Consider the following 11664-nt stretch of genomic DNA (forward strand, 5'->3'; position numbering starts at 1 on the left):
GGCTGCCTTGTGATCGGGCAGTTGGGGGTATTAGTGGTAGCCAATAGCCTCTGGTTTACCGAGATGGGTTATTTAAACACTTTCCTGAAACAATTATCTTGGCAACTAGGATTAGGTTGGGGAAGTGCGATTCTTTCTCTACTCTTTATTTTTACTAATTTACGTTTAGCCCAGCGTTTTCGTTGGCAAAAACCCCAGGAAGATAGTTATCCTCTTAGTCCTCAATCTCCTAGTATTAATTTACTCGGTCTTTTGATTATCGCAACGGGAATTGGAGCTTGGATCGGGTCAATGTTATTGTATTACAGTAAACTAGCCCTCAGTCTCTGGACACCAGATTTTAATCTCCCTAACCTTAGTTCTTCCCTAAGTTCTCCTCTGCAAATAGTTTGGATTAGGCAAGTATTAACCGATATTTCCAGTAATCTTTGGCAAGGGGTAATTATCGCTTTTTTAGTCTTGGGATTATTAATTAAAACCGAGTATTTTTTGCAAATAATATCTATAGTATTTACTGTAATGCTATCTTTTATAATTGCTGGGCAGTGGGCGAATTTTTTAAAATATTTTTATGGTGTTCCTTTCAATATTAACGATCCCCAATACGGGAATGATTTAGGTTTTTATATCTTTCAATTACCCCTGTGGCAGTTACTAGAATTATGGCTCAGTGGTGTGGGAATATATACTCTTTTTGCTGTTAGTTTAACCTATCTTTTTTCAGGTGATAGTCTTTCTCAGGGAAAATTTCCAGGGTTTTCCCGTCCGCAACTGCGTCATTTATATGCCCTGTGGAGTGGGTTAATGGGGCTGCTAGTATTACACCATATTATTCAGCGTTACCTGCTACTTTATTCTCCCGAAGGAGTAGTTTATGGTGCGGGTTATATCGATGCTCATGTTGGTCAATTTATTGAAATTATTCTGGGAATTATTGCAGGAATAACCTGTATATGGTTAGGAGAAAAAGCATTATTTGGTAAAAAATACCGTCGCAAATTACACAAAACCGCCAAGAAAAAGTTGGTATTTTTCCCCTACTTAGTTCCTGTATTTCTCTATTTAATTGTTTGGATAAGTGGCATAATTATCAGTGGAGGATTACAAAGAATAATCGTACAACCGAATGAATTAGTGAGAGAAAGACCCTATATCGAAAGAAGTATTCAATCCACAAGAGCGGCTTTTTCCTTAGATAGAATTGATGCCCAAGTTTTCGATCCACAGGCCGAATTAAATGCCGAAGTTTTAGAGAAAAATCATCTGACTATCGATAATATTCGTCTTTGGGACACCAAACCACTGCTAGAAACTAACCGACAATTACAGCAAATTCGCTTATATTATAAATTCCCCGATGCTGATATTGATCGCTATCGAGTGCGAGTGGGAGTGCCTGAAAAAATCGAGGAACGTCAAATATCTGAAAAACAACAGACCATTATTGCCGCTAGAGAATTAGATTATAGTGCGGTTCCCACTACTGCTAATACTTGGGTGAATAAACATCTCGTTTATACCCACGGTTACGGGTTCACTCTTTCCCCGGTTAATTTAGTAGCTGCCGGGGGTTTACCCTACTATTTTGTCAAAGATATCGGCACAAATAAAGACGAAGGGGCCCTACAAACCTCTAGCAAATTAATTGATTATAGTATTCCCATTGGTAAACCCCGCATTTACTACGGGGAATTAACTAATAATTATGTGATGACTCCCACCACTGCAGAAGAATTGGATTTTCCTAGCGGGGATGGAAATGTCTATAATACCTACGATGGCAAGGGAGGAATCCTAGTGGGTACGGGGTGGAGACGTTGGCTATTTGCCCTTTATCTGCGGGATTGGCAAATGTTATTTAGTCAAGATTTTACTCCCGAAACTCGGCTATTAATGCGTCGTGATATCCAAAATCGCGTGCAAACTATCGCACCTTTTTTAAATTATGATCGCAACCCCTATTTAGTAGCGGCAGATGTGGGCGATAGTAGTAGTAAATTACATTGGATTATTGATGCTTATACTATTAGTGATCGCTATCCCTATTCTGACCCAGGAAAAGATAAATTTAACTATATTCGCAATTCGGTCAAAGTGGTAGTGGATGCCTATCATGGAACGGTGAATTTCTATGTTGCCGATGAAAATGATCCAATTATTCAGACGTGGAGTAAAATCTTTCCCCATCTCTTTAAATCTTTAGCAGAAATGCCGAAAACTCTCCGCAGTCATATCCGTTACCCCGAAGATTTATTTAGTACCCAAGCGGAAAGATTATTAACCTATCACATGACCGATCCACAAGTATTTTATAATCGGGAGGATCAATGGGAAATTCCCCTAGAAATTTACGGCACGGAACCCCAGGCTGTATCACCCTATTATTTAATCATGAAACTGCCCGATTCCGACAAAGAAGAATTTATTCTCCTCCATCCCTATACTCCCTCTAGTCGGCAAAATTTAATCGCTTGGTTGGCAGCGCGTTCAGACGATAGAGAGTATGGTAAGTTATTACTCTATCAATTTCCTAAACAAAGGTTAGTGTACGGACCGAATCAAATTGAGGCTTTAATTAACCAAGATCCAGATATTTCTCAACAGATTTCCCTTTGGAATCGGGACGGTTCTAAAGTTTTGCAAGGACACCTATTAATTATTCCCATTGAACAATCGCTGCTTTATGTAGAACCTTTGTATCTAGTGGCAGACCAAAATAGTGTCCCTACAATCGCTAGAGTAACAGTTGCTTATCAAAATAAAATTGTCATGGAACCAACCTTGAAGGAAGCTTTAGAAAAGCTATTCCAAGGTGATCAGAGCTAAGTAGCTGGTTATAATTAAATTAAAAATGGATTTTAGGTTCGATCCCCCCTGCCTCCCTTGATAAGGTAGGGTTGATTCATGAATCAACCCTACCCTTGATAAGGGGGGTGTCTGATAATTTTTAAAGCCTACCTACTTAAATTGTCGCTAATTGGCCACAAATTAGCAAGAAAGCTGATGCTGATTCCAGAACAATCCTCAATATCCCCAAATTCGCCCAGAAAATTGCCTGCTCTGGTTAATCAGCCAATTTTCAAATCCACTATCATCAAAGGATTGAGTTATTCTTTTAATTAGAAAAGTGGGCAATTAATTCTGTGCGAGATGAATTAATTATTAAAGGGGTAAACTCCTCCACCGGTAATAATAAAATGCGATCAATAATTACGGATAAATCTGGGTCTAAACTACCAAAACGAGCTTTCAATAAATTTTCTATCACCAGACGTTCTCCTTGTTGAAGACCCTGTTGAAGACCCTGTTGAAGACCCTGTTGAAGACCCTGTTGAAGACCCTGTTGAAGACCTTGTTGAAGACCTTGTTGAAGACCCTGTTGAAGACCCTGTTGAAGACCCTGTTGAAGACCCTGTTGAAGACCCTGTTGAAGACCCTGTTGACGGCCAGCATCCAGTTCTTCCTGAAGACGGGAAGTGTATAAAGGTGATAATCTCATAATTAACTCTCTGTCCTCCTGTTCAAGCTCTTGATCGTTAGTTAAAGAGGTTCTCAAGTTTAATAATAATTCTAGAGCATTTACCCGAAAAGGATGATCCTCTGGTAACGATTCTAGCTCATCGATCGCCCTTGCTTGTACTTTTCCCCGGCCTAAAATTCTTAACCAGAGAGTTGCTTCTGTTGGGGGTAATTGATGGATAACGGTGATTGCCGTGCGTAAAGAGGGAGCTAAAAAATAGATACCCTCCCCCCAATTCTCCTCATCTAATTTAGCTCCGAATCCTCCTAACAGTTGCGCGGAAGCGGTGGGAGTCAAAATCCAGAGACGGGGTATTTCTGCATCGTTAACATTCGTTTTCTGACGATTTGCTTGACGATTAATTTCCCCTTCCACTTGCAACAATTTTAACAGACAAGTCCTAATTTCTGTAGCGGTGACAGGATTGCGAAAGGGTTCAAATAAACAGGGATTAATCGCCATTTTTCCCAGTAATCCCAGCAGCTCTCTAGGATTATTATCGAGAATATTCGGTGAAAACCAGACATCGATTTCTCGTACTTCTCCGCGTACAACCCGTGCCGATTTTACCTCTCCCAGAGAAGATAATAATTCTTCGAGATAATCTTTAGCAAACTGGTCATGAATAAATCTAGTCATAGGTTTATCTAAGATGATTTAATAACTTATCTCGTAATTGCTTAATCCGATCACGATATTTAGCTGCTGACTCGAATTCTAGATTTTTAGCCGCTTCTTTCATTTGCGCTTCTAGTTGTTGAATTAACTCGGGAATTTGTTCTAAAGAAAGCTCTTCTATATTCTCACAAACCTGCTCTAATTGTTGAGAATTTAGGCGACGGGAAATATCCAGAAAAGCCAAAATTGAATTACTCGACCTTTTAACAATCGATTGCGGAATAATCCCATGTTTTTGGTTATATTCCTCTTGAATAGCTCGCCGTCTCTTGGTTTCTTCGATCGCATTAATCATACTATCAGTGAGATTATCTCCGTAAAGAATTGCCTGACCGCGAATATGACGAGCAGCCCGGCCGATAGTTTGAATTAAAGAGCGGGTAGCCCTTAAAAATCCTTCCTTATCTGCGTCTAAAATCGCCACTAAAGACACTTCCGGCAGGTCTAACCCCTCGCGAAGCAAATTCACCCCGATCAGCACGTCAAAGACCCCTTCTCGCAGGTCTTGGATAATTTCAATCCGTTGAATTGATTGAATTTCCGAATGTAGATATCTAACTTTAATTCCCCTTTCTTGTAAGTATTCGGTTAAATCTTCCGCCATGCGTTTAGTTAAAGTGGTAATCAAAACCCGTTCATTTAACTGCACTCGCTCCTTAATTTCCCCTAATAAATCATCCACTTGTCCCTCGGTTGGTCGCACAAAAATCTCCGGGTCTAAAACTCCCGTCGGTCGGATAATTTGTTCAACAATGCGATTTTCTGACTGTTCTAATTCCCAATCTCCCGGAGTGGCCGAAACCAAAATACATTGATTAACTTTCTGCCAAAATTCTTCCGACTTCAAAGGACGATTATCCGCAGCACTGGGTAAACGAAACCCGTGATCGATCAAAACTTTTTTTCGTGATTGATCGCCATTATACATCCCGCGAATTTGCGGCACACTAACATGAGATTCATCCACAACTAATAACCAATCTTGTGGAAAATAATCCACCAAACATTCCGGCGGTTCCCCCGCTAATCTACCCGCTAAATGCCGCGAATAATTTTCCACGCCATTACAATAACCCACTTCCTGCAACATTTCTAAATCATAACGAGTCCGCTGATCCAAACGTTGCGCTTCCAGTAATTTGCCCGCTTTTTCTAACTCCAATAAACGGTTATCTAACTCGGTTTTAATATCCCGACAGGCTACCTCTAAACGCTCCTCCGGGGTAACAAAGTGACGGGCCGGATAAATACTAATTCGCTCTAATTTTTGCAAAACTTCCCCCGTCAGGGGATCGAGATAACGAATACTTTCAATCTCATCGCCAAAAAAATCAATTTTAATCACCCGATCCTCGTAAGCGGGAACAATTTCCAAAATATCGCCCTTCAGACGAAAACGACCGCGAGTTAACTCTAAATCATTGCGATTGTACTGCACTGACACCAAGGCCCGTAATAATTGCCTTTGGTCGAACTCTTGACCAACTGTCAGGGAAATCGCCGCTTTCAGGTATTCCGCCGGCATTCCCAAACCATAAATACAACTAATGGAAGCGACGACGATCACATCCCTGCGTTCAAACAGCGATCGCGTGGCCGAATGGCGCAGCATATCGATCTCATCATTAATCGAAGAACTCTTTTCGATGTAGGTATCGCTGACGGGAATGTAAGCCTCTGGTTGATAGTAGTCGTAATAGCTGATAAAGTATTCCACGGCGTTATTGGGGAAAAATTGCCGCAATTCGTTGCATAATTGGGCCGCCAGGGTCTTATTATGGGCCAGGACGAGGGTAGGCCTGCCGATTTTCTCGATCACAGCGGCAATGGTGAAGGTTTTGCCGGTGCCGGTTGCCCCCAAGAGGGTTTGGAAACGCTGCCGGTTTTGCAGGGAATCTACTAATTTATCGATCGCTGCCGGTTGATCCCCAGTGGGTTGAAAGGGTGCTTGTAGTTGAAAAGCGGTCATTAGCGGCTGGGTGTAGAGAACAGGCAAAATAAATTATCAATCAAATTACCAACACTTATAGGGTTTTGGGAAAGAAAGATGTATCTTAATATTAGAGAGGATTTTAAAAAAAGATTAAAAGTCTTCGAGAATACCCTAAACTTAAATCTTATCGTTTCCCCGAAGCTATTAACGGAAAGGAGTATCAGGTTATGACGGTGGAAAATCTAGAAACGAACGGGACTCAAACCCCAGCAACCACAGAAGAAAAGACCAGCAGCCCACGCGGTAAAGCTACTACGGCTAAAACCGCCAAAGATAAAGAAGTGGTCGCCCTTTCGGTGAAAAACAACGCTGAATCGGCTTCCAAAGCCTTAAAATTCTATCAACCTGAACATCGCTTACCCGAAAATCGTCCTGTTGGTACTAGCCATCTTCACTTCACGGAAGATGAAATGTTACCAGGGGGCCGTCCCGTGGAAGTTAGCCATCTGAAAGTGGTTAGTACCTATTCTTCCGTCGGTGGATTGCGTCCTGTCGGCTCTAGTGGTATGGAAGTTAGCAGCACTCTGGCGATCTCTGGCAATCGTCCGATCGCTCTCAGTCATCTGCACATTAGCGAAACTTATACAGTCATGGGTAATCGTCCCGTTGCTTCCAATGAAATCGATGATCCCGAAACTTTAATGGGATTTTTGGATTAATTGTTTTGTTGATCAAGATAGATGTTTTCCCTGTCCCGGACGGGGAATTTATTTTTTCTAGCCCACCGTTTTTAATCCCGATGCTGTTTAAGCAAAAATTTTTCTTAATTGTCTCGTTTCTAATAGTAGTTTTTTGTGGTTTCGGATTATTAAATCTTACCTACGATGCTTCAGTTTTAGCACCAGAGGAATATTATCAGATTCGATCGCTTCATAGTCGCGATGGTATCGGTAAATTTTATCTAGGACGGGAAATCGCTAAAGTCATGGGACACCAAGAAATGTTATGGTTAGAACGTCCTAGTCGCCGTTTCACAGAAAAACCCGATGATCTGATCACCGCACTACATCTAAAACCCACAGATCTAGTGGCAGATATCGGAGCGGGGACAGGTTATTTTAGTTTTCCTCTGGCGAATTTAGTAGAACAAGTTTTTGCCGTCGATGTGCAACCGGAAATGTTAGGGGCAATTGATTTTTTAGCCGAGGAAAATCAAGTTAAGAATGTCACCACAATTCTCGCCACAGAAACCGATCCCAAATTGCCTATAAATGCGATCGATTTAGCTTTAATGGTGGATGCTTATCACGAGTTTTCCTGTCCCCGCGAGATGATGGAAAATCTGGTCAAATCTTTAAAACCCGCTGGTAGGGTGGTATTAGTAGAATACCGTCGTGAAAACCCTCTGATTGCCATCAAGGCCCTTCATAAAATGACCCGCAGACAGGTAGAAAAAGAAATGGCCGCTGTCGGTTTAGTGCCAGCAGAAATTATCGAGACTTTGCCCCAACAACATTTAATGATTTTCCAGAAAACAAGTTCAAATTAGCAAGCCCTAAGTAGGTAGGCATTAAAAACTATCAGATGCCCCCCTTATTAAGGGGGGACTAAGGGGGGATCGGCAACCCCCTTATTAAGGGGGGACTAAGGGGGGATCGGCACCCCCCTTATTAAGGGGGGACTAAGGGGGGATCGGCAACCCCCTTATTAAGGGGGGACTAAGGGGGGATCGGCAACCCCCTTATTAAGGGGGGACTAAGGGGGGATCGGCACCCCCCTTATCAAGGGGGGCAGGGGGGATCGAACCTAAAATCCATTTTTAATTTAATTATAACCAGCTACTTAACCTCAGCTAATCCGCGGGACTTTCTTTCTGGATTAATACCTCACCAGCGATTAAACGTTGGGCTGCTGACAGTAAAACATCCTCAATCCAGGGCTTGACAAAATAACCTTTTGCTCCTTTAGCAGCGACGAGATGCTGCATTTTTTTCGTCCCGCGCGAGGTAATCATCGCCACTGGTATCCCCTGAAGTTGTTCATCCTCTTGCAGACGAGAGAGCAATTCTAACCCATTCAGGCGAGGCATTTGGATATCGCAGAGAATCAGATCACAAGCTAATCCGGCCTGTAATTTTTCCCATGCTTCTAAACCGTCCTGGGCCTGTTCAATGCGATAACCAGCTTTAACCAAAGAAATCATTAACATTTCCCGCACTATTAACGAATCATCAACAATCAAGACGAGAGGACTCGATTGTGCCAACAAATGAGCGGGATTACTATCAATAATCGTTGTATCGGAGGATGAAAGCTGATTAGGAGTCGCTTTAATACTATTAGCTAGTAATACTTCTCCTGCAATCATTCTTTCAGCTGCCCAGAGTAAATCTCTTTCCGTGTAGGGCTTGGTAAAATAACCACTAGCCCCTAATTTCGCCGCCACCTGACGATGACGTTCAGATCCGCGGGAAGTCAACAAAGCCACGGGAATCGCCGCTAATCGGGGGTCTTTTTGCAAATTAGACAGTAATTCCAGGCCATTCATGCGGGGCATCTCGATATCGCAGAAAACGATATCACAGGGCAAACCGCCGCGTAATTTTTCCCAAGCTTCTTGACCATCCCGGGCCTGTTCCACACGATAACCAGCTTTAATAAAGCTTAAAGAGAGCAATTCCCGAACCGTAATCGAATCATCGACAATCAGAACCATAGCCTCGGATTTTTGGCTAGTTTCCACCTCTACAGGGGAGGCAGATTGGCGCCAAAGACCACCGTTATCGATACGCAGACGACCCCTGGCGATGTCGATTAACTCTAACACATCGCCGACGGGCATCACCGTACCATCCCCTAAAACCGTCGCCCCAGCAATCCCAGCCGTTTTCGGAATCGGTCCTTCGATCTGTTTGATGACGATTTCCAGTTCACCAATCACTTTATCCACCTGTACCGCGAGGAGATGATTACCACCGCGCAGGATCACGATCGAAAAAGAGTCTTCCTCCGGCTTGCCAGTGTAAAAACTACCGCGACTAAGTTGTCGATTGTAGGAAAGCAACTCGCTCAGGGGTTGGAAAGGTAGTAAAGTATTTTGCCAGAAAACGCAGGGCCGTCCCTCTCCATCTATTTGGATATCGCTGGCCCGAAAATCCTTCATATCTTCCACTCCGTCCATGGAGAAACCGATGCGCGCATGATTACTAACACAACAGAGGGCCTTACAGATACTCAGGGTTAGCGGTAAACGGATCGTAAAAGTGCTTCCTTTGCCCAGTACCGAGTCAATAGTAACAGTCCCGCGCACATCGATTAAACTGGTCCGCACCACATCTAAACCCACCCCACGACCAGAAAAATCATCGGCCTGATCTTTGGTAGTAAAACCGGGATGAAAAAGAATTTCATAGACTTCTTGGGGACTGAGGTTTTGAGCTTCCCTCTCGCTGATCAGACCTTTCTCGATCGCCTTAAGTTTAACCCGATTAGTATCAATACCAGCCCCATCATCACTAACGGTGATCACGGTTTGATTTCCCTGTAGGAATGCCCGGACAGAGATCTTACCGAGGGCGGGTTTGCCTTTGGCCATGCGTTCTTGGGGTGATTCAATGCCGTGGGTGATCGCATTGTTGACCAGATGGATCATGGGACTATTGAGATGTTCAAGGATCATCTGATCGATGAGAACACCCCCCCCTTCCACTTTTAATTTGGCTTGTTTGTGCAGTTTCAGGGAAATATCGTGAATTGCCCGGGGTAGATGATCGGCAGTTTGACTAAAGGGAACCATGCGCGATTTGGTCATCCCTTCTTGTAGTTGGGTGGTAGCCTGTCGCAGACTGCGCGTCACCTGATCGGTTTCATCGACGACAAATTGAATATCAGAGGCCGATTCTCGCACTCGCACGATCAATTCGATCATCTCTTGGGATAATAAGTGGAAATCGGTAAAACGGTCGATCTCTAGGGCATCTAGTTGCCCGGTCATAGCCGAATTGCCCTGATTTTCTCCCTTAACTCTACCGTAACCGATGGCACCGCCAGAATTGCCACTAGACAGTAAAGCCCCTTCTAGGAGGGTTCTTTCATAGAGATACTGCATCCGACTGCCCACATCGCTCAGATGTTGGACGCAGGTTAGCAAATTGTCTAAAAAGAGACGCAGCCGATCCTGTTCCTCTTCCAGACGATTGCGTTTAACCACCAGTTCCCCGATCAGATTGCTGAGGTTGTCCAATTGTTTGATCGGCACCCGCGTCGTCTGTTCAAAAGCTTTACCGACAAGGGGACGCAGGTTATTTAACCCGACCGGTGGACTGAAACTGGCCGCCGGATTTGCTGCCATCACCTGATTGGTTTCTTCGAGGAGTTTTTCTAAATCTTTGAATTCATCCTCTGGGGAGCTTTCTGGGGCAATTTCCAGTGATTCTAACCGTTGGAGAGGTTCTGTCGCGGCCACTGGAGCCGCTGCTGTGGATTCCCAGAGGAAGACCTCTAGGGATTCCAAGATGTCTGGCAGTGGCGATTGCGCCGGTGGAGTGGGTTTTTCCAGAAAAGCTTCTAAGTCTTCGAGGCTGTCGTAAAAATTCGGGTTGCTGATGGTTATAATTGCTTCTGAGTCCCGAACCGCTGCATTTTCTAGCAGCAGCGATTCCAGATCATCCCAATCTTCGGCTTCTGACTTGGCAGCAGTCCCACGGGTAGAATAAAGATCATTAGTGGCGGCTTCTTCCCAATTGATGCTATCGCCAAAAAGTTCCTCTAATTCCTGTTCTAAGGGCAAGAAAGACAGGGTTTGGTCAAGAGAAGCCCCATACCTCGCCGCAGGAGGGGAAATCTGCTCAAATAAAAAGCTGAGTTCGTCTAGGGTCTCGTCACCGTCGGTGTCTTTGTCTTCTAAACTCTCTAACAACTGTTCGAGCTCTTCGTTAAAGAAATGCTCCGAGTCCGGTTTCATCATGATTTGCTTCCTGCCAAGTCTTCCTTTTTGGTCAACCAATGCGCTCTCTCTAGCTTCAGATTACCCAGAATTTTACCTGATAAATCCATTCACTAGGAATTTTTTTATGGCTAATCAAACTCTTGGACTCGATCGACAATTTTATTCCTATTATCAATCTATCTGTCTGCGAGAACCCCCGATTTTAGCTCAGTTACGTCAAGAAACTGCCTCTCAACCCCTAGCAGTCATGCAGATTGCCCCCGAACAAGGTCAGTTCATGGCTTTTTTAGTACAGGTGATCGGGGCGAAAAAAACCCTAGAAATAGGGGTTTTTACCGGTTATAGTGCGCTAGTGGTGGCCTTAGCTTTACCCCCCCAAGGCCAGCTGATCGCCTGTGATCTAAGCGAAGAATATACCAGTATAGCCCGCCGTTATTGGCAGCGGGCCGGTGTCGCCGATAAAATCGATTTAAGAATTGCCCCGGCCCTGGAGACTTTAGATCAATTAATCGCCGGGGGAGAAAGTAATAGTTTTGATTTTGTCTTTATCGATGCCGATAAAAGTAATTATGATCCCTACTACGA

Annotated in this window: 7 protein-coding genes; 4 read left to right on the forward strand and 3 right to left on the reverse strand. The window is 43.8% G+C overall.

The genetic code is table 11. The features are described from left to right. Window positions 1-2826, forward strand: a 2826-nt coding sequence (locus PX484_RS18755) for a UPF0182 family protein (RefSeq protein WP_288105092.1), incomplete at its 5' end; no start/stop codon positions are given. A 289-nt stretch (window positions 2827-3115) separates the two neighbouring features. On the opposite strand, the gene PX484_RS18760 is transcribed toward PX484_RS18755, so the two are convergent. Both PX484_RS18760 and uvrB read right to left on the reverse strand, forming a co-directional pair. Further along, on the reverse strand, window positions 3116-4159 hold the full coding sequence (locus PX484_RS18760; RefSeq protein WP_287766574.1) for a flagellar assembly protein H: 1044 nt from the start codon (window positions 4157-4159) through the stop codon (window positions 3116-3118). A gap of 4 nt (window positions 4160-4163) precedes the next feature. After that, window positions 4164-6167 carry an excinuclease ABC subunit UvrB gene (gene uvrB / locus PX484_RS18765; RefSeq protein ID WP_288105094.1) on the reverse strand — a complete coding sequence of 668 codons (2004 nt, stop codon included), beginning with the start codon at window positions 6165-6167 and terminating at the stop codon, window positions 4164-4166. A gap of 191 nt (window positions 6168-6358) precedes the next feature. Here uvrB and PX484_RS18770 point away from each other — a divergent pair, with 191 nt between their 5' ends. Beyond that, entirely contained in the window at window positions 6359-6850 is a 492-nt protein-coding gene (locus PX484_RS18770; protein WP_002760830.1) for a hypothetical protein, read from the forward strand. An 80-nt stretch (window positions 6851-6930) separates the two neighbouring features. After that, entirely contained in the window at window positions 6931-7680 is a 750-nt protein-coding gene (locus PX484_RS18775) for a class I SAM-dependent methyltransferase (RefSeq protein WP_287766609.1), read from the forward strand. 303 nt (window positions 7681-7983) lie between these two features. On the opposite strand, the gene PX484_RS18780 is transcribed toward PX484_RS18775, so the two are convergent. Then, window positions 7984-11097 carry a hybrid sensor histidine kinase/response regulator gene (locus PX484_RS18780; RefSeq protein ID WP_287665580.1) on the reverse strand — a complete coding sequence of 1038 codons (3114 nt, stop codon included), beginning with the start codon at window positions 11095-11097 and terminating at the stop codon, window positions 7984-7986. 106 nt (window positions 11098-11203) lie between these two features. On the opposite strand from PX484_RS18780, the gene PX484_RS18785 reads away from it, so the two are divergent. Further along, window positions 11204-11664: class I SAM-dependent methyltransferase (locus tag PX484_RS18785; RefSeq protein WP_288105096.1), on the forward strand; the 461-nt coding region annotated here is incomplete at its 3' end.

It is taken from the genome of Microcystis sp. M49636_WE2, from assembly GCF_030065375.1.
In the GTDB taxonomy this organism is placed as follows: Bacteria; Cyanobacteriota; Cyanobacteriia; order Cyanobacteriales; family Microcystaceae; genus Microcystis; species Microcystis aeruginosa_C.